Origin of the sequence: Bacillus sp. NP247, from assembly GCF_018966865.1 — a bacterium.
In the GTDB taxonomy this organism is placed as follows: domain Bacteria; phylum Bacillota; class Bacilli; order Bacillales; family Bacillaceae_G; genus Bacillus_A.
In genome coordinates, this window is record NZ_CP076653.1 from 724,577 (window position 1) to 744,790 (window position 20,214).

The window sequence follows — 20,214 nt, forward strand, 5'->3', positions numbered from 1 at the left end:
AATGGAGGTATTCCATATGAAAGCACTTTGTTTCGAACAGTTTGGAAATCCAGATGTTCTACAATATAAAGAAATACATGATCCAATCATAAATCCAAATGAAATTCTTGTACGCACGAAAGCAATCGGTTTAAATTTTGCTGATATTTATAGACGCCGCGGCGATTATCATCTCGCTGGCAATCCACCATATATATTAGGTTATGAAGGCGCTGGTATTGTTGAAGAAGTAGGAGCTAACGTTACGAATATCAATCCTGGAGACCGTATTGCATTTGCTGATGTTCCATTTGCAAACGCAGAATTAGTAGCTGTTCCATCAGAGAAAGCAATTCCACTTCCTAAATCTATTTCTTTTGAAACAGCCGCTTCTGTATTATTACAAGGATTAACTGCACACTATTTAACGAAAGATAGCTATCAAATAAAACAAGGTGATATAGCTTTAGTACACGCTGCGGCTGGTGGCGTTGGGCAACTTCTTATTCAAATGATTAAACTACTAGGCGGAACAGTAATCGGCCTTACGTCATCAAACGAAAAAGCAAAAGTAGCCACGTTAGCTGGTGCTGATCACGTATTTTTATATACGGAAGCATGGCCTTCAAAAGTACTTGAAATAACAAATGGTACTGGAGTAAATGTTGTATATGAATCAGTAGGTTCTACATTAGAGGAAAGTTTTAACGCTACTAAAATTGGCGGTACTGTCGTATTTTACGGAATGGCTGGCGGTAATCCTGCGCCCGTTGATCCGCGTATGCTTATGGATACTTCAAAAACTTTAACTGGCGGAGACCTTTGGAACGTGCTTACTACTTTTGAAGAACGTAAGCAGCGCTCTACTCAATTATTTGATTGGATCACTACTGGAAAATTAAACATTGCGAGTCCCACTACATTCTCTTTACAAGATGGTGCTCTTGCTCATGAATTATTAGAGAGCAGAAAAAGTACAGGGAAGATTTTATTAATCCCATAATCACTCCAATTAAAAAAGAAGCTTTATCAAGACCTAAATTGAAAAAAATTGATAAATGAAAGGAGATAACATATTTTATATGACTAATATGTTATCTCCTTTCTGCTTCAAATAACGGGCCAGTATAGCTTTTGAATAAATTTTGATAATTTTTTGTGCTCCTTGCTCAATTAAAACGCCCTTTAATTGAATATGGATTTTTTTATTTGTATATTGCTAGGAAATTATCATTTCATTTTTGAGTAAGACTACGTACGGATCTATGCTAAAAACTAGAATTCGATCCTATAACGACTGTAGCGTCTAGTTCCTCGTCTCTAGCCACTTTCGTGGTAAGCCCAGATTTCAAAGGTCTGAGTTGCCTGCATTTCACTCGTCTCTATTAAAAGATGACCTCCCGGTGCTAGCCAGAGAAATGCTTCTTTTGCTACTCTTCGCTGAATGTCGAGTCCATCCTCTCCTCCGTCAAGCGCCATTTTCGGTTCATGTAGGCGGGCCTCCTGTGGAAGCAGCTTTATTGTCTCGGTAGGAACATAAGGTACGTTTGCAACTAGGGTGTTCACATGGCCTTTAAGTGCGTGAGGCAAAGCTTTATACAAGTCACCTTCAAAAACATGGCCACCGAAATTTGTTACGTTGCGGCTTGCACATCGTACTGCGACAGGATCAATATCAACAGAATACAATTCAACTCGTCCTAAAGCTGCCGCCAGAGCTACACCCACAGCACCTGAACCGCAACATAGATCAACGACGATATCACCAAAGCATAACAGAGCTTCTGCTTGGTGAACAAGAAACTCGGTACGTTGACGAGGCACGAAAACACCTCGGTCCACTTCTATCCGCAAGCCACAAAATTCTGCGTATCCAACAACATATTCAAGTGGTACACCATCGGCTCGCATTTTCACCATTCTCTTGAGGTCCTCTGGAGTTCGTGCTGCTGAAATAAGTAACCGGGTCTCTTCTTCTGCGAAAACACAACCCGCGCTCTGGAGCCTGTTAATTATACATTTTTCCGTTTTATTGTCCAAAAAGGAATTACATTCTTTTCCTATTTACCTCACCACTTTTTCTTATTTATAACCCTGTATTCGCTAAAAATTGGATGTATCCTTTTTAACAAAGTGGTCCTATTCAAAAGAATAAGCCCTTATTCAATTAAATGACCCGATTGTTGAACAAAGAAACACTCTACACAACAGAAAAATCCACCATAATATTCCAACACAACCCTATAAATGATGTACTAAAAAATGAAAAGGAAGCTAGATTTTACTAACTTCCTTTTCTTATATCTATTTGAGATAGGATTATATTTCCACACTTTCTGTTCCTTTTGCAACATAACTCATATCTCCAACCGACTCGACGACATATTCCCCGTCTTTATATAAAATTTTCGTTACACTTGCATTCTCCACTCCAAGCTTTGTTTTACTACAATCTAACATTTCTATTAAGGCAGTAATCAAAAGCCCATGAACGACAACTAAAACGTTGCCACCTCCATTTTTAGCAGCTTCTTCACTAATTCTATCAATCTCTGTTTTTATGCGAGAAGAAAACAGCTCCCAATCTTCCGCCTGTTTCGTAGGGTCCGCTGCTCTAATAAGATTAATCACTTCTTGAATAGAAAGCTTCATGAGTTCTTCTGGTGATGTAACGCCCGCGACTTTCCCAATCGTTTCCCACATATTATCAAGTTTTTCACCTTCAAAAATACCGAAATTCAATTCTCGTAAATCTTTTCTTTTCTCAATTTTCAACTTTGATTGCTCACTATATTTTAATACTAAATTAGCAGTTTCAATCGCTCGACCGCTATCACTACTATACGCATTCGTAAAATGAATATCTTTTAATCCCGTTCCTAAATTAGAGGCAACTTCAACACCTTTTTCTACTAATGGAGAGTCTGCCCAACCTTGCGCGCGATGATTCGTATTTAATATTGTTTTACCGTGTCTCGTAACATATAACGTAACTACATTCTCATTGCTATCTGTTTCTCGCTTATTCATTCTCTTCTCTCCCTTTACATTTCTATATCAATTTTACCACTTCAATTATTCATTGAGCAAAATATACGTCAGTAGATTTGCTTAATAAAAAAAGCTATCTTTCTGTATATCCCTACAAAAAGATAGCATCTTTTATGATTACATTTCTTAACCGATACTCCTACTCAGCAAAAGCACTCGAATATTGTACAATTCCTTCTACACCTTCAAGAGCATTTTCTGTTAATTCCATTACCATAAACACTTCTTCAGGCACTTCAAATGGTGCTTTTATATTCCACTCACTTGCTTTTTTAAATCCGAATTTCGGATAGTATTCTGGATGCCCTAATACTACAACTGACCCGTATCCTAATTCTTTCGCTTTTTCTAAAGCAGCCGTGATAAGCTTTCCACCAATTCCTTTCTTCTGATGGCTTGGTGCTACTGAAACTGGTGCAAGTGCTAATGAATCTACAGTAGTCCCATCTTGTTCTATTGTAATTTTCGATAACATAATGTGACCGACTGTTTCCTTATCTACCGCAACGATGGATAACTCCGGAATAAATGCGTCACATTCTCTAATACGTTTTACAAGTTCATGCTCTTTTTTATCACTAAATTCTTCATTTAAAAATGCCTCTTTTACAACTTCTTCTGTCTTTCTATAATCATTTTTTTGTTCTTGTCTAATCGTTACCATTCTATATTACCCTCTATTCTTTCTTATTTCTTTTTCAATTTTACGAAGCGCTTTTTTCGATCCGCGCTCCATATCGTGTTGCATTTTTCTTTCTTTATAATCAACAAATAGTGTATTTAAATCATATCCTTCTGGGTATAATTCTTTCGCCGCTACCTCTAAAGTAATACGTTTCACATTCACTTCAACAAATTCACCGTTATAATATACAACGACATTATAGAAATTATCTTTTTCCTTATATACAATCCCGAAATCGTTATGATCTAACAAATTCACACGGTCGCCGATTTTATATTCATAGTCATTTTCTCTTTTTTCTTGCACCATTTTCGGTTTTCTAATTTTACTTTCATTTACTTTTTCTATAGCGTATTCTTTATTTCCCATATACTCTTTCGCTCTTTGCAGTACATGTTCTCTCACATTCATTTTATTCGCAATCCAAAGTGCATTACTTTCACCTGATTTACCGATCACTAATTTATAAAGTGGCTCTAGTGTTTCACTATTAAATTGCATTGCTGCATTCATAAAATCATCATGCATTTCTGAGAATCGTTTAATTTCTCCGTAATGCGTACTCGCAACTGTAATACATCCCATAAGGTACAACTCTTCTAAAATAGAAATCGCAAGTGCAGCACCTTCATTTGGTTCTGTACCGCTTCCTATTTCGTCAAATAGTAGTAACGTATTATTATTTGACATCCTCATAATCTCAGAAAGATTTTTCATATGAGATGAAAATGTGCTTAGTGCGTTTTCAATACTTTGATTATCACCAATATCTACAAACACATTTTCAAAAATAGCAATTTCTGTTTCTTTATCTCCAGCGATATGAAGGCCTGACATTGTCGCTAATGTTAACAATCCGATTGTTTTTAGCACAATTGTTTTTCCGCCCGCATTTGGTCCTGTAATGATTAAACTTCGGTAGTTTTGACCGATTTCAAAGTTTAACGGTACTACTTTCCCACTTAAAAGCGGATGCTTACAATTTACTAAATGAATGTAGCCATAATCATTTAATTTCGGCTCTATTCCATCGATTGATTTACTAAACTTCGCTTTCGCAAATACCATATCATATTGACTAATCAATTCCATATTAATTTTTATATGATAAATATTTTCTAATACCATTCCTGATAAAGTCGCTAAAATTTGATACTCTTCCATCGCTTCTTCTGCTTTCAAACTTGCGAGCTCCGCATTTAACTTTGTAACCGTATGTGGTTCTATAAATACAGTAGAACCTTTAGCGGAAGCTTCAACAATACTTCCCGCAACTTGATTTTTATAGGTAGATTTGATTGGAATCGTATAACGATCATCCTTTTTACTAATAAAGAATTCTTGAATATACTTCTTATTTGCACTACTATTTAAAAACTTCGTTAAACGTTCTTTTATTTTTCCATCAGCAGAATCAATGTTATTTCGAATTCGTTTCAACTCTTTACTAGCCGCCGCATCAATGCTATTTCCTTTAATCGAAAAGTTAATTTCTTCTTCGATACTTTTAAATTCAGACATTGAATTTGCATACGAAGATAATACTGGCGCAAAGAATTCTTTATCTAACATAAATTTTTTAATCTTTCTACATCCACGTAAAAAGTCTGAAACACTCACTAACTCTTCTGGATCTAAAATCATCCCTTTTTCTAATTTTTGAATTGTACTAGCGATATTGGAAATTCCGAAGAAAGGAACATGCCCTTCTGCATCTACTATAGCTCGTGCTTCTGTCGTTTCATTTAAGCGATTTCTTACTACTTTTATACTCGTACTCGGCTCTAATTTATTTAATAATTCCTTACCTAATCCACTTACACAATATGATTTCACTATTTCCATTAATTCGTTATATTGTAACTTTTCAAAAGTCATCTTATTCATTTTGTTTCTCCTCACTATGATTGGTTTTCATCATTAATGAAGATACCTACTCATTAGATTCCAATGAGTTCTACATTATTCAATTACCATTTTTATACATCATAAATATATACAAAAAAGCTGCGGGGGATACCGCAGCTTTTACATTTACAAGGCATGTGTAATAACATATGAGGAAATAAGCCATAAAAACAGATGGCAATCCCCTTATTACACGCTTTATAAAGTATTGTAGGTATCTTCATAGGTATCGAAATAAATCCATGACAAAGTTAGGGGTATGATGTACATAAAAATCCCCTGTTCTTATCCGATTTATTTCATTAAATTTTTCCTATTTAGTACCTACCGCACTCACAAAAAGCACCTCTCATTAATTTATATTTTATGGTCATTGAAATCTAATTTACTGAAATTATCATACTATATGTTTTGTAAGAAGTAAAGGTGCCATACTTTTATAACTATACAGAATGTAAAAAGAAGAGGAAACTTATATTTCAGTCTACCTCTTCTTTTTCATCACCAATTTACTGCTGAACATATATGGAAACTGAGCCTCCACTTACATGGAATTGCCCCCATCCATCTTTATTAATTGTTACAGTATTTGTTTGATTACCCGTAATATCGTACCATACTTCCCCAGCGTTATTCTTTCCAACATCCATCCACTTTGATCCTCCTGGTCCATCGGAGATTAATGCCGCTAAACCAGAATTAGCATGTACACCATCGCCTTCTCTTGTCCAGCCAATCACATCTGGATGGTCTAAATAATCACGCTGCGTACCATATGCAAAGTTTTTTCGTGCCGTCAAAATTGGATCAATTTTATCTTTTAACGCTGGAATTTCATAACTACTATTTCCGCTTGTCCCATAGTAATCACCATAGAAAACTGAAGGATAGCCCTCTGCACGAGTTAAAATAAATGCATATGCCAGCGGCTTAAACCACGGACTTACTACAGATTCCAATGACTGCCCAGGTTGAGAATCATGATTCTCAACGAGAGTAACTGCGAGTGCAGGATGATTTTTCATTACTGTTCCATTTAAAATATTTCTCATATCATAATTCCCATTTCCTGTTGAAGCATAATGAAAATTGTAATGAAGCGGTGCATCAAATACAGATTGATTATAATTGACTTTCGCCAAATAATTGTTTAAAGTCTGGACATCATTTTGCCAATATTCAGCCACCGTAAACATTTCTTTCCCCGTTTGCTGTCTGACATGATTTACCCAATCGCGTAAATATTCATGATTAATATGTTTAACAGCATCTAAACGAAAGCCATCTAAATTTAATTCATTCGCATACCATGTTCCCCAATTTTTCATCTCATTCGCAACATCAGGATGATCAAAATCAAGATCTGCATACATCAAATAATCATAATTTCCATTTTCGCTAGACACTTCCCAGTCCCACGCTTTACCTATACCCCTAAATTTATAAATTCGATTTAATTTCCTTCCTTCATCCCAATCCGTTCCGTCAAAATGATACCATTTCCATTTGAAATTAGAATAAGCATCTCCGCGCCCTGGAAAATTAAAACCCGTCCATGCACTAATTTCATAATCACCTGATACTTCAATATTTCGATTGTTACGGTCTACCTCAACAGCTGTTACGGTTTCAGTATAATCAGCCCCACCTTTATGATTCATAACTACATCACCGTATACGTCGATGTTTTGCTTATGTAAAGCGTCAATTGCAGATTTCAACTGTGCTTTTGTCCCATATTTCGTCCGCACCGTTCCTTTTTGATTAAACTCCCCCAAATCATATAAATCATAGGCCCCATACCCTACATCATTTTGCGAAGTCCCTTTATATGCAGGTGGTATCCATACAGATGTGATTCCTTTATGAGCTAAACTTTCAGCATCAGAACGCAAACGATTCCAATGATTCCCATCATTCGGAGCGTACCACTCAAAATACTGCATTAATGTTCCATTATTTATCGTTGCTGCTTCTGCCTTATTCCCCCCATATATATTAGGAAAAAGCAAAATAAACAATAAACAGACTACCGTAATTCTTTTCAACATATTTACACCATCCCCTTCAAGAAAACGTTTGCATAATTCGTTAAAATTATTATAATATTCGTTCTACAGTTAGTAAAGTAACAATCTTTTAATCTCTCGCATTATTTTTCAAAATATGAATTCAACTATTCCACAAGTACCCCCACATAGTTTAAAATTCACATCGTATTCAAAATTGTATACAATTTATCTATAAAAGTATGATGGAGGGATTTCTATGACAGACTTTCAAAAACAATTTTTCGCACGTTTACATATAGAAGAAAAAGAAACCGTATCATTTGAAGATTTATCTCAAATTATGTATAGAATGGCGCAAACTGTTCCATTTGAAAACTTAAATATTCTCGAAAATAACTTTAAAGAAATATCAAAAGAGAATTTAAAAGAAAAAATTTTAGTAAACAACCGTGGCGGTCTTTGTTATGAACTAAATCCTACTATGTATTACTTTCTTAAAGACTTTGGATTGGATGTTTATTTAGTTTCAGGGACAGTTTATAATGCTGCAAACTCTATATGGGCTGTCGATTCCGGACATATCGCAACTGTTTTAAAACTTCATCATGCACTTTATTTAATTGAAGTGGGATTCGGATCATACTTACCTCTTGCACCTGTTCCTTTCTCAGGTGAAGTCGTTCACTCAGTAACAGGAGATTATCGTATTCGCAAAGAAACAACTGAAAAAGGAAATTACATTTTAGAAATGCGTAAAAACAATGAGTTTCTGGATCAATCTTCTGCTGATGATTGGACGTTAGGCTATGCATTTTATATAGAAGAAGTGGATGAAACGAAAGCGAATGCAGCACAAAAAATCATTGTTGAACATGAGGGCTCACCATTTAACAAAGTACCTCTTATTGTAAAACTTACACATGACGGACACGCTTCTTTAACAAAAGATAGTCTTACAATAACAAAAGACGGTAAAAAATCTAAAGAAGAAGTTACAGACGAGCAATATACAAATCTTTTACATTCAAAGTTCGGAATTACACTATAACTGTTTAATCTTTGCTATTTACAGCAGGGATTTTTTGCAATTTGTTGTATTTCATAGTTATATAGGAATATAACTACATATTTAGAAAGGAAATGATTATGACAGAACTTAACGATCGACTACAAGTAGCTGATAAAGAAAAATGGGATTTAACGGATATTTACCATACAATTGAAGATTGGGAAAACGATTTTCATAAAATTGAAGTATTAACGAATGAATTACACAAGTTTAATGGAAATATTAACGATGGCAATAGTTTATTAGCCTATTTAACAAAGGGTGAAGAAATATCTAGCATAATATCTTTAATGTTCGCTTATGCACGATTACAATCTGATCTTGACACACGCGATACTGACGCCCAATCCCTTGTCGATAAAGTATCACAATTACACGTGAAAGTAAGTGCGGCTAAATCTTTCTTTTCTCCATTCTTACTTAGTATAGATGAAAACACATTACATTCTTACATAGAAGAAGCAGAAGGCTTACAATATTATAAAGAAGACTTATTCGAATTATATCGTTATAAAAATCACGTTTTGAATAAAGACCAAGAAGAGATTTTATCACAAATGGGTGAAGCACTCTCCTCTCCGCAGCATACATTTGGTATGTTAAATAATGCAGATATAATTTTTGGTGAAGTGACGACTGATGATGGAGAAAAAGTAAACTTAACACGCGGAATGTATGCAAAGTTAATAGAAGATGAGAATCGTGAGAAACGTAAAGAAGCTTATAAAGCTTATTACAAACCGTATGTTCAGTTAAAAAACTCCATTGCTTCTACTTTATCTGCGGCTATTAAAAATAATGTTACTGTTTCAAAGCTACGAAAATATCCATCAGCTTTAGAAAAATCATTATTTGGCGATATGGTTCCGAAAGAAGTATATGAAAATTTAATCGATACGACGAAAAAAAACATTCAATCATTACATACATATAATGAGCTTAGAAAAGAAAAATTAAATGTAGATGAACTACGACAATACGACTTGAGTGTTGATTTAGTAAAAGGTGTAAAACAAGACATTCCATACGACGAAGCGTTTGATATAATGATCGCGTCACTCGCTCCTTTAGGTGAAGAATATATTGAAACATTAAAAAGCTTTAAAGATAAACGCTATATAGACGTGAGAGAAACACCTGGAAAACGTTCTGGCGCTTATAACTTTGGTGTATACGGTGTTCATCCTTTCATTCTTTTAAATCATCATGATGATTTAAATAGCCTTTTCACTCTTACTCATGAATGCGGTCACGGTATGCATACGCATTACTCACACGGATACCAACCAAGAATTTCTGCACACTATACTATCTTTGTTGCAGAAGTCGCTTCTACAGTAAATGAAGTGTTATTAATTCACTATTTATTAAAAGAAGCAAAAGAAACGAACGTGCGTAATCATTTAATTAACCACTTTATTGAGAGCTTTAAAGGTACTTTCTTTACACAAATCATGTTTGCTGAGTTTGAAAAAATCACACATGAAATGGCTCAGCAAGGTAAACCATTAAACGCCCAAGTCTTTAGCGAAATTTATGAAAAGCTATTTAGAGAATATAACGGTGATTCACTTGTATTTGATGAAGAAGTAAAATATGGATGGTCTAGAATCCCTCATTTCTATCTTCCATTTTACGTGTACAAATACGCAACTGGATTCGCCTCTGCCATTCAAATTGCCGATAAATTATTAAGCGGTGATCCAAATGCACAGAAAAACTATATCGAATTCCTTAAAGGCGGAAGTTCCGACTATCCATTAAACCTACTGAAAAAAGCCGGTGTTGATTTAACTACGCCAGAACCGATTGAAAGTGCATTAAATCGCTTTACTCAACTTGTTGAAGAGTTTTCAGCATTATAGAAAAAAGCATGCAGAGTATATACTCTGCATGCTTTTTCATATGAATCACTTTATTCTAAATGTTGCTGCGTCACACAATGAATCATACCACCATACGCATACAGTGCATTTACATGAATACCAACAATCCTTCTTCCTGGAAACTGCCCTTCAATGATTTGAAGTCCTAACTTATCATGTTCATCACCATATATAGGAACCAATACAACTTCATTTCCAATATAAAAGTTCAGATATGAGCCCTTACAGTCTGCTTCTTTTACAACACTTCTTGTTACCGGTACTGGGATGAGTTGAAATGGATTTCCATCTATATTTCTCGCTTGTCGCAATTCTTGATAATGCTTTTCTTGCGCATCCAAAAGGTACGCCTCTCCTTCCCCGAAAGGATCATATTCATAAAGAATCGTATTTTCATTTACAAAACGCGCTGCCCCATCAATATGGTAATCCGTATCTTCATCATAATTATCCTCACCGCGAATACCAGTTATCCATATGAAATTCGTTACTCCCAAATACTTCGTTAACTCCATTTCAATCTCTTCCTGACTTAGTGTGGGATTTCGATTTTCATTTATAATAGAAGTTTTTGCCGCCATTAAGGTTCCATTTCCGTTTATCTCTATTCCTCCACCTTCTAGACAGACACTTGATTCAACTTTTGGAATGCTATACATTTCACTTATTTCGGCCGGAATAACAGCATCATTTTCATACGGATATTTATCCCCCCAACCATTAAAAATCCAGTGTGTTAAGTAGAGACTCCCCTCCTTATCTTTGACAAAGATCGGTCCATTATCTCTTATCCAAATATCATCAGTTTCTTGAATTAAGAAATCAATTTTATCCATATTCACTTTCGCTTCCATTAACTTCGATTGGACATGTACTTTTTCTTCCTCATCAAATACAACTATATGCACATTTTCTCCGTAATGAAGCTCCTTAGCCATCGCTACCCAAATACCATCTAACTTAGCTCTATAACCTTCACCTCTATGAGTTCTATCATGAGGCCATTGAAGCCATGTCCCCTCATGATTTTCCCACTCAGCAGGCATATGAAACAAACTATTCTGTATATTCATCATACATGTTCACCCCTTCTTTGAATGTAAGTTCAGTTTAAACTTTGACATCGTGTTAAGGTCAACAGAAATATCTTTATTTTACTTGCGGAAACTTTATAAGATCACTCGCTATTTCTCCTTATGATAAACTACTTCCCCTTGTAAAACAGTCATTAAAACTTTCGCATTTGGAATCTTATCGACACTCATTTTAGTAATATCCTCATTTAGTACTACGATATCCGCTGATTTCCCTACTTCAATCGAGCCAGTAATATTATCAAGACCTAATGCTTTAGCTGGCTTAATTGTATAAGCATCGATAGCTGCATGTACATCAGACAAGCCTTTCTCATCAATACTTAATGCATTCGAAATTGTCACAAGTGGATTCAGTTCGTTTACATCCCAATCACTACTAAGTGATACATTCGCGCCCGTTCCCCAAATTTTCCCTAACGGCATAATTCGTTTCATTTGCTGATCTGTAAAATACGTACTTGCCCAGCTTTGTTTAGGATCTTCCGCAAAATCATGACCTACTTGAAAATCAGCACTAACCCCTAAATGAGCAAAACGTTTTATATCACTATCTTCTACCATCTCCACGTGCGTGAGCGTATAAGGCTGATTCGCCCCTTCTTTTTTCGCTGCTTCAATTGCATTTAAACTCTCTCTTACCCCGCCGTCTCCAATTGTGTGAATGAGTGCACCGTAACCAAGTTTATTAAGTTCTGTTAACCACCATTTCATTTTTTCTTCTGGAATATAGTTCAAACCATACGGGGTTCCTTTAAACCACTCAAATTTATATTTTTCAAGCGTTTTAGCTGTACTATTAATACTAATTCCATCACTATACATCTTCACTTGATTGATGAGCATGCGGGACGACAGATCATCACGCTTAATTTTTTGGAAATACTCCATTTGTTCTGCTTCATTTAAATTCGGATACACCCATGGACGAAGTACTACTCGCGACGTTAGCTTTTTCTCATCATTTACTTTATTCCAAACATCTAACCAACCTCGTTTCCAATAGAGACGTCCATCACCGACTGTAGTAATACCATTCTTCGCAACTTCATCTAAGCCGTCCAGCAAACCTTCATAATTTTTTTCAAACAGATTCGGTTGGGAATTCCATGCTTTTTCCATCACAATATCTCCAGCTGTATCATAAAGAATACCAAACGGTTCTCCTGTTTCTGGATCCAGAATAATTCTTCCGCCTTGCGGATCTTTCGTATCTTGATTTATACCAGCCAACTCCAATGCTTTCGAGTTAACCCATACAGAATGAGAGGTTCTTTCCATAATTAATACTGGGTTATTAGGAAATAACTCATCAAGAACTTGTAATGGAGTTTGCTGTTCTGATTTTTCGTCCATATCTTTTAACAGCTCTTCCAAACTAAACCCAGTTCCGCTTACCCATTCCCCTGTCTTTACATCTTTTTTACAAGCCTTTAAATACGAGCGTTGTTCTTGCAGCGAAGCATCTGGTGAAACGCTACAATTCCCCGCTGCTGGTGATTTCGCTTCAAAAATATGATTATGATTGTCCACAAAACCAGGAAGGATTTGACGTCCTTGTAAATCTATCACTTTCGTATCTTTATTAATCAACTCTTCTACATCCTTATTTGAACCGACAAAAGTGATTTTCCCATCTTTAATCTCTACAGCTTCTGCCATTTCTTTCTTTTCATTAGAAGTATAGATTGTACCATTTTTAAACACTACATTTTTAGGCAACTGACTAGGTAGAGCAGAGCTACCATTCCCACCTTCTCCTACTTCAGGCGTACACGCTGAAATCCATACCATACTAAGAACCAGACAAATAAGTAAGATTTTTCTTTTCATATTCTTTCTCCTTTTTATTATGATAAATCGCTCTCGTATATAGAATAAGGATTGACATAATGTTAATGTCAATCCTTATTCTCATTCTATTTTCGTAACTAAAAAACAAATTTGTGTCACATACTCCTCTACTAAACAATCACATTCAGGTCCCTTTATATAGACCTCATATGGCGCATTGTCTATTACATAACCATTTATTTCCACCCATTCTTCTAACGCTATATAAGCGTAACCTATATAGTCATAACTACCATAATGCATAGTAGTAACGATTTGATGCTCATTTAGCTTTTTTATTTCACACTCTTGTAATACACCTTTATTGTCATCATCCATAATCGGAATTCTTAATTCAATATCACTGTGATTTGGAATATACTCTTTATCATAAAAAACTACGGATGGAGAACCGACTATTTGAAAGCTATTTTTTTGTACATTTTCATATAAGTCATAAAAATAATCATCCATATCATCTATATCTATTTGTAATCTTTGAGCAATTACCGTTATTTCATTTCTCATTCCAATTAATATATCGTAACTTCTATGACGAGCAATATTAAGACCATTGTTCATACTTACCATTTCATTCATTTCAGAAATAACCTGTAAATTTTGTTTCACCTCATGAGACAACTCTATAATTTGCGCCTGCATATGTTTAATAAATGAATTTTGATCTGCTGACTGGAGAATGACTTTAATTTTCGGTAAAGGAAACTTGTACTCCCTCAGCTTTTTAATTTTCAATGCTATTTCTAACTGCCCTTGCTCATAATATCTATATCCATTTACCGGATTCACATATGCTGGTTTTAATATCTCCTCTTTATCATAATGCCTTAGCATTCGTGTACTCATTTTACAAATCCGTGAAAATTCAGTAATTGTATACATATAAATACCCCTTGAATATATTTTCTTATATAAACTTATTTATTAAAACCAATCAAATATTTTTCTGATTGAAGAACCTTCATTCTGATCGTTCAGCTTTTTCATTTTTGAAGGTAACAAATGACTAGGACAATACCACGTTAAACAATTCATCGCGCCTCCCATTGTCGATATTTCTCCTACATGAATTTGAATAGCTTGTTTCTTAGTATGTTGTTGAATATATCGTAAAACTTCCCCATCTTTAGCTAATCCAAACTTAGGAATGTAAATCGTATCACATGTTTCTAACATATTTATATATAACCCTTTTGCCGATGCTATTTCTTGATCATACTGCCCTTTCTCTGTATATGATGAAGGAACAACTATAAATTCAGCTTCTGGCATTTGCTCTTGAATAATTTCTTGAACATTATATCTAAATTCATGATCTCCTAAAAAATCACTAATAAACATTGTATGTTCATCAATAAATTTAACCATTCCATCTGCGTGTGCAAGTACATCTCCTTCTTCAGCAGGAATAATAATAACCCGACTCACATCTAAATCCCATTCCAGTTGCTCTATAATTTCTTCTTCCGTCCAATCATAATTATCATCAAATATGCGTTCCGTTAATATAACGGTATCCTTTTTATTCCAAATAAGATTTCCACCGTCTAATATCAATGGAGATGTCACATATTCAAAGTCGTTCTTTTTCAACCATTTATTAAATTGTTGATCTAAATATCGTCCTTGATCTTTCGGTAAGTAATTTGGTTGATATTTAAATTTAACTAGATGATTTGTTACAACTGGTGCAACATCTCTTAGCCAAATATCATCATACTCAAAAAAGCTTGTATGAAAGTCTTGCTCTTCAACAGATAAAGATATAAGTTGATCGGTAAATGCTTTATTTTCATTTAAGTATTCATTAAAATAAATAATGTCTTCATAAAATGGTTGATAATATTCATTCGATTCGTCTGGTATTGCAGTAAAAATAATTCCATTATGTTGTTGTTCCATATTATTTACCTCACTTTTTAATAATGATTGAATAACTGTTTTCAATAAGCCAACTATTCCCCAATTCATTTCTCTTTTCATTACAATTTTTGAAACGTGCACATTTCATGAACGGATTATAGCACGGAGAAATATTATATATTTATATAAAAAATATAAAGCCGTCGTTAAGCCGTAAACTGACTCTTGACAAGATTTTAAAATTTCAATCGTCGTACACAATGAAGGATTAGATGATTTTTTTATCAAGATTCAAATCCATGACTTCTAATAGGGCGTTTTGATTATATAAATTCACTAAATTCGTTTCTACCCCTATACAAATTGCTTCAAGCGGAAGATCGTTTGGATCTTGACCAAATGGATCCTCAATTTCAACCCCTATTGCTTCAATTCCTATAAATGCAAAACTTATAAACGTAGTTGCAAGTACCGTAAACCATCCAAGGCTATCAACAAGACCAATCGATAAAGTCCCGCAAAATATGAGCAGTAAAATTTTAATATGAGCAAAATATGCAAAAGGAATAGGCGTTGTTTTAATCCGATCACATCCACCCACAGCCGTAAGCAGGGTATTCAAATCAGCTTCCATATTAATTATTGCATTTGGATGAATTTGACCCGTTTTCAAACCTTTTGATAGTATAGTTTTTAACATAAAAACTATACTAATCGGTAAATGAATAGACTCCGTCAACATTTCCCTTTCCTTCTCAGAACAAATATCAAACAATGCTTTTATTTCAGATAAATCTTTTTCATCTCTCAAATGTCCTTTCGCTATCTTTGGAAAAGCAATTAATAGATGTAAAAATTTTAGTTTTTCCTGATCCGTCTTTTTCCCTTCGGGCTCCCAATAACATAAAAAACTAACTGCTAAATTTCTAGTACAAGCAACAATCGTACCAAATAACTTTCTACCTTCCCAATACCTATCATAAGCAGTGTTAGTACGAAAAACTAACAGTAGACCTAAAGCCCCTCCAACAATTACCCAAGGAGTTTGATTCATTTTTATTGCTACATAATAATAATTAATCACAGTTACTACCGTTGAAACGCATATATATAATAAAATTTGCGGAAAAATATCTCTTATAACTGTTCCCTTTAATGTAAATATTTGATGTAAACTATTTTGATTATTGTAATGAACCATATTTACCAAAACCTCTTTCTTGGCTACTATTGTACACTTTCTTTCATCTTAAAAATTATGAAAGGATACAATTAAATAGTAGAATCATAAACCCTATTATTATGAAACTGGTTAAGATTATTTCTTTCAATACCGTTACTCCTTTTTACCAAAAGATAAAACATCTTTTTTGATTTAAACAACAAATGTTCACTCTTCTAAATCACGACGCATTATTCTAGAATTTGCAATGAATAAAGCACTAATTAATACAAGAATCGCGCAAGCATATAACAATGAATCCATTGGACTATCATGGTCTATAATAATCAGACGAACAATAGCCGTAATACCTATATATATAAAATAACGTAATGGAAAATGAAAGTTCATTTGAAAATACTTTATAATCATTACGATGAATTCAAAATATAAAAAGAATACGACGATACTATCAATCAAATGATAACTAGATTCCTCACTATCGAATTTAAGTTCTTGTATAAATTGAATAACTTCTTTCATCAGAAACACACTTAAAACAATTCCCAAACAGATCAAAGCAACATTTAAAATGTACTGTAGAACGATAGGGAACAACGAAAAAACTCTTTTTATATTCTTTAACACAAACATTTTTCTCCTTTTCCATATAAAACAATACTGACAATATATTTATATTTAATTATCATTACATAATAATTTTACACTTAACTCTTATTACAGATGTCAAAACAAGACAAAATAGGTGATAGCATTTCACCTATTTTGCCTATAAAGCAACATAGCGAAACTATAATCGATTACTTCAATTGAATGGGTTGTTGCTGTGTAACACAATGAATCATTCCGCCATTTTTATAAAGTTCTCTCACGTCAATTCCCACTACTTTGCGATCTGGGTATAACTTCTGAATCGTATCGTTTGCAATTTTATCATTTGGATCATTATAATTAGGAACCAATACCACTTTATTCCCAATATAATAATTGATATACGACCCCTTATAATCGAGAGTTTTTCCACCTTCTAAAGTAACTTTATCTTTACTAAGCGGTAAGTATTCATACTTATATTTCTTTCCTGAAGCATTTTTTGCATCTAACAATTTATCCATATCTTTGTTTGACAAGCCCCATTCCGCCAAGTCATCTTCTTTCATCGTTACAATGGTAGATTTATCATGGAATTTAGCAAATCCATCAATATGAAAATCCGTAATATCTAAATTAGGCACTCCGTCTAACCAAATAAAGTTTGTCACCCCAAGGTCACTTATATATTTTTCAATTTCCTTTTCTGATAAATCAGGATTTCTATTTTTATTCGTTACTGCACTTCGAGTTAATAAAGCAGTCCCATTACTGTCTAATTCAATTGCGCCACCTTCAAGGACGAATTTCCCCCAATCAATTCTTTCAATCCCTAATTGTTTACTAACATTCTCACGTACACGGGCATCATTTTTATAAGGAGTTTTCTTCCCCCAACCATTAAATGCTGGATCTAATATTTTTAGATTTTTATTATTGTCATAAACAAAAATTGGTCCACTATCTCTTGCCCATACATCATCAGTAGGAGCGATAAAGAAATCAATTTTCTCCATATTTAGCCCTTTATCTATTAAAAGCTTATTGATTCGCTCTTTCTCCTCCTCATCGTATGCAACAATGTGGACTTTTTCACCCTCAGTTAAAGCACTTGCCATCTTAATCCAAATAGGTTCAACTTCCTGCTTATACTCTTGACCATATGTGTATTCATGTGGCCATTGTAGCCATGTACCTTCATGTTTATCTTTTTCATCCGGCATCGTATATTTTCCAACTTTTTTCTGTTCCTCTACCTTTTCACTCTCTTTCCCTTTTGCATTTTCATTACCTCCTTCAAAAGAACACCCACTAATAATCGTTGTAGATAATGTAGCTATTAAACAAAACTTTACTATTTTTTTCATTTTTCAACCTCCTGTTCATGTCTCCAATAATGTAAGGCTTAACATAGTGTGAAGCTCAAGCTTTTTCATCAATGTAAAAATTACCAATTATTCTTCCGCATGATAATCACATAATTTCAATACAAATAGATGACATTCACAAAATACATTTCCTATATTTAACATTAATATCATTTAACTTCCTTCATAAATTTATTCTAATATTAATCCCCTCTCATACCTGCTTGTTCACTAAATAAAAAAATCGGTATTGATAATTTTATATCAATACCGATTTTCAAATAATTATTTTCCTTCTATTAAATCTTTCACCATCTTTCTAAACTCTTGATTAAATGCATCGTTCATTCCATTTTGTACGTTAGAGAAAAGAATTACAAAAGTTCGTTTATCCCAATTAAAATTATTAAATGTGTTCCAACCAGCTAATACACCATGATTATGATAATAATCTGGGTAAATATAGAAACTAAATCCATACTTTCTAGCGGGTGATACAGTAAACATATCTGATAAATTTTGTTTAGAAAGCAGCTTCCCATCCATAATTGCCTCATCTAACCTTCTCATATCATCAACTGTAGTGTACATTTCACCACAACCATATAGCCAATTCATTCTTAAACGAGGCGTAACTACTAACTCATTATCTTTTTTCGTATATCCTTCTGCTAAAAACATATCTCCAGGAAAAGTTGCCCCCATCCCAGATTCATGCATTCCAACAGGAGTAAAAATATTTTCTTTCACATATTCAGCCAGCGTTTTATTCGATAACTTTTCTACAATATACGCAAGTACCATATAATTATAATCTGTATATTTCCATCCTGTTCCTGCAGGAAATTGCAACTTTTGCGCTCCAATCCATGTTACTAACTTTAAACGTGACGCCGCATCAACACTACCTTGTCCCTGATCTGGTAACCCGGACGTATGTGTTAATAAATTTCGTAACGTAATATTTTTATCTGCCGGAAACGATGGAATATACTTATTTACATTGTCTTCAATATTCAATTTCCCTTTTTCTCTTAGTTGCATGATAGATATTGCAACGACTGTTTTCGTAATAGAACCAATTCGATATTTCGTTCTTGGCGTTGTTAATACTTGATCTTTCACATTCGCATACCCGTAGCCTTTTCGTAAAACTACATTATTTTTATCTGTTACGAGAACCGTTCCGTTAAATCCTTTATCTTTTAAATATTGATCGAGTTTCGTTGCTGCAATATCATAACGTTTTTGCTGATTTGCATCAACTTTCGGTTTATCATTTCCAACCTTATCCTCAAAATTCGAAAATGCCTTCAAACTGTATTTCTTTTCTTTATTTGCATGTATGAGTGCAGCGACACTCCCACAAAAAATAGCAAAAACAAAGAAAACGATTAACCATTTCTTAAACATATAGGAACCCTCTTTTATCCAATTTCACTTTATACTATTCTATTCCATTCTATTCTTATGCTATATCTATTAATTTTCAAACATTTTATAATTTATCTATCATTCATCATATTACACTAGATTCCTTTTTCTTACACTCAAATTTTGACTACTCTCTATTGTATTTCTTTTTTGTAAAATTTCCACCTTACAATCGGATGCATCCAACTTGAATTTCAATTTCTTATGTAACATTCGCTACACATTAACAAGAATGGAG

Annotated in this window: 15 protein-coding genes and 1 pseudogene; 3 read left to right on the plus strand and 13 right to left on the minus strand. The window is 34.0% G+C overall.

Annotated elements, in window-relative coordinates; genetic code table 11:
• Positions 1–16: 16 nt before the first annotated feature.
• A complete protein-coding gene (locus KPL75_RS03855) occupies positions 17–982 on the plus strand; it encodes a quinone oxidoreductase family protein (protein WP_219919469.1) in 966 nt (321 codons plus the stop codon).
• Positions 983–1,247: 265 nt separating this feature from the next.
• On the opposite strand, the pseudogene KPL75_RS03860 reads toward KPL75_RS03855, so the two are convergent.
• The 5 genes and pseudogenes from KPL75_RS03860 to amyS all read right to left on the minus strand — a co-directional run bounded on the left by KPL75_RS03860 (position 1,248) and on the right by amyS (position 7,674).
• Positions 1,248–2,019, minus strand: a pseudogene (locus KPL75_RS03860) (putative protein N(5)-glutamine methyltransferase).
• A gap of 279 nt (positions 2,020–2,298) precedes the next feature.
• Complete coding sequence (locus tag KPL75_RS03865) at positions 2,299–3,009, minus strand: histidine phosphatase family protein (protein ID WP_219919470.1); 711 nt, start codon at positions 3,007–3,009, stop codon at positions 2,299–2,301.
• A 160-nt stretch (positions 3,010–3,169) separates the two neighbouring features.
• Positions 3,170–3,694 (minus strand): GNAT family N-acetyltransferase, encoded by a 525-nt coding sequence (locus tag KPL75_RS03870; protein ID WP_002066533.1) that lies wholly within the window; start codon positions 3,692–3,694, stop codon positions 3,170–3,172.
• Positions 3,695–3,700: 6 nt separating this feature from the next.
• Positions 3,701–5,602, minus strand: coding sequence for an endonuclease MutS2 (locus tag KPL75_RS03875; RefSeq protein ID WP_219919471.1), 1,902 nt, complete (start codon positions 5,600–5,602; stop codon positions 3,701–3,703).
• 530 nt (positions 5,603–6,132) lie between these two features.
• Positions 6,133–7,674 carry an alpha-amylase gene (gene amyS, locus KPL75_RS03880; RefSeq protein WP_219919472.1) on the minus strand — a complete coding sequence of 514 codons (1,542 nt, stop codon included), beginning with the start codon at positions 7,672–7,674 and terminating at the stop codon, positions 6,133–6,135.
• A gap of 217 nt (positions 7,675–7,891) precedes the next feature.
• Here amyS and KPL75_RS03885 point away from each other — a divergent pair, with 217 nt between their 5' ends.
• The gene (locus KPL75_RS03885) at positions 7,892–8,683 is read left to right on the plus strand and encodes an arylamine N-acetyltransferase family protein (RefSeq protein WP_219919473.1); all 792 of its coding nucleotides are present in this window, start codon (positions 7,892–7,894) and stop codon (positions 8,681–8,683) included.
• Positions 8,684–8,781: 98 nt separating this feature from the next.
• Positions 8,782–10,569, plus strand: a complete 1,788-nt coding sequence (pepF, locus tag KPL75_RS03890; protein WP_219919474.1) for an oligoendopeptidase F — start codon at positions 8,782–8,784, stop codon at positions 10,567–10,569.
• Positions 10,570–10,619: 50 nt separating this feature from the next.
• Here the strand turns inward: pepF and KPL75_RS03895 are convergent, their stop codons facing one another.
• From KPL75_RS03895 to KPL75_RS03930, 8 genes are all read right to left on the minus strand, one after another.
• Positions 10,620–11,666, minus strand: coding sequence for an agmatine deiminase family protein (locus KPL75_RS03895; RefSeq protein WP_219919475.1), 1,047 nt, complete (start codon positions 11,664–11,666; stop codon positions 10,620–10,622).
• Positions 11,667–11,774: 108 nt separating this feature from the next.
• On the minus strand, positions 11,775–13,517 hold the full coding sequence (locus tag KPL75_RS03900) for an amidohydrolase (RefSeq protein WP_219919476.1): 1,743 nt from the start codon (positions 13,515–13,517) through the stop codon (positions 11,775–11,777).
• Positions 13,518–13,598: 81 nt separating this feature from the next.
• On the minus strand, positions 13,599–14,420 hold the full coding sequence (locus tag KPL75_RS03905) for a MerR family transcriptional regulator (protein WP_219919477.1): 822 nt from the start codon (positions 14,418–14,420) through the stop codon (positions 13,599–13,601).
• Between the two features lie 42 nt (positions 14,421–14,462).
• The gene (locus KPL75_RS03910; protein ID WP_219919478.1) at positions 14,463–15,440 is read right to left on the minus strand and encodes an agmatine deiminase family protein; all 978 of its coding nucleotides are present in this window, start codon (positions 15,438–15,440) and stop codon (positions 14,463–14,465) included.
• 229 nt (positions 15,441–15,669) lie between these two features.
• Complete coding sequence (locus KPL75_RS03915; protein ID WP_219919479.1) at positions 15,670–16,602, minus strand: bestrophin family protein; 933 nt, start codon at positions 16,600–16,602, stop codon at positions 15,670–15,672.
• A 189-nt stretch (positions 16,603–16,791) separates the two neighbouring features.
• Positions 16,792–17,211, minus strand: coding sequence for a phosphate-starvation-inducible protein PsiE (gene psiE / locus KPL75_RS03920; RefSeq protein WP_219919480.1), 420 nt, complete (start codon positions 17,209–17,211; stop codon positions 16,792–16,794).
• 173 nt (positions 17,212–17,384) lie between these two features.
• Complete coding sequence (locus KPL75_RS03925) at positions 17,385–18,542, minus strand: agmatine deiminase family protein (protein ID WP_219919481.1); 1,158 nt, start codon at positions 18,540–18,542, stop codon at positions 17,385–17,387.
• Between the two features lie 285 nt (positions 18,543–18,827).
• On the minus strand, positions 18,828–19,955 hold the full coding sequence (locus tag KPL75_RS03930) for a serine hydrolase domain-containing protein (RefSeq protein ID WP_219919482.1): 1,128 nt from the start codon (positions 19,953–19,955) through the stop codon (positions 18,828–18,830).
• Positions 19,956–20,214 lie beyond the last annotated feature (259 nt).